At 74.3% G+C, this 1,051-nt stretch carries 2 protein-coding genes; both read left to right on the top strand.

Annotated elements, in window-relative coordinates; translation table 11 throughout:
- The coding region (locus VR44_RS34535) for a hypothetical protein (protein WP_045951595.1) at positions 1–493 on the top strand (493 nt) is incomplete at its 5' end.
- Between the two features lie 97 nt (positions 494–590).
- The coding region (locus VR44_RS34530; protein ID WP_063779006.1) for a Crp/Fnr family transcriptional regulator at positions 591–1,051 on the top strand (461 nt) is incomplete at its 3' end.

Raw genomic sequence — 1,051 nt, 5'->3', positions numbered from 1 at the left:
GTACGGCACCCCACGGCTGGTGGAGCGGCTCAACGAGGACTGGTACGCCCTCGCCGTCGCCTCGGGCCTCTTCGACGAGCGGCGCGAGTTCCTCGTGCAGCTCCCGCAGGGGACGCGGACGCACGACGCCGCCGTGCGGCAGCTGCACGGCGGCCGGGTGGTCGCGCCCTGGCTCTGGACCCGCGTCCGGCTGCTGGAGCACTGGGACGTCATGGGCCGGGGCGCCGCCTCGGCCTTCCTCGGCATCCGCGCGGGTCACCCGGGCTTCGGCATGATGGCGCTCGACGGCGGCGTGTACCTCGCGTGCTCGACGGGCGAGCGGGGCGTCGACGTGCTCGCCGTCCCCCGGCCGGACCGCTCGGAGAACGTCCTGCGGCACCTGGAGGAGATCGTGCTGCGCGACAGCCCCCACGTCGGCCGCGAGTACAAGGACCGGATCGCCGGCTGGCTCAGGGGCCGGTCACCGGCCCCGCCCGGTGCCCCGGAGCGCTGACCGGCGACCGTCCGGGCCGAGGTGTGCCGCGTTCCGGCCCGGGTCGGGGACACTGGGGGGACCAGAAGGTTGCGGGGGGTCCTGATCGGAGGCCGTCGTGAGCACACCTTCCCCCATCCGGATCGCCGCCGTACTGTCCGCCGAACACCGCGGCCGGCTGATGTCCTACGCACGTGAGGTCAATTTCCCCGAGGGCACCCGGATCTTCGAAGAGGGCGGCCGGGCGGAGTCCTTCTGGATCGTGCGCTCCGGCACGGTGACCCTGGAGGTCCCGCTCCCCTCCGGCGGCCACCGGGGCGCCGCGCCCGTCGAGAGCCTCGGACCCGGCGAGCTCGTCGGCTGGTCCTGGCTGTTCCCCCCGTACACCTGGCAGCTGAGCGCCGAGGCGATGACCCCGGTGAGGGCCTACGAGTTCGACGGGGCGGCCGTGCGGATGCTGATGGACGCCGACCCGGCATTCGGCTCGGCCATCGGCCACTGGGTCGGACGGATCCTCGCGGTCCGGCTCCAGCAGACCCGCAACCGCCTCCTCGACCTCTACGCCCCCCGCCCCACCGC

The organism is Streptomyces katrae (assembly GCF_000966975.1).
In the GTDB taxonomy this organism is placed as follows: Bacteria; Actinomycetota; Actinomycetes; order Streptomycetales; family Streptomycetaceae; genus Streptomyces; species Streptomyces katrae.
The sequence above is the reverse complement of the archived record's forward strand: the minus strand, read 5'-3'. Positions and strand labels throughout refer to the sequence as shown.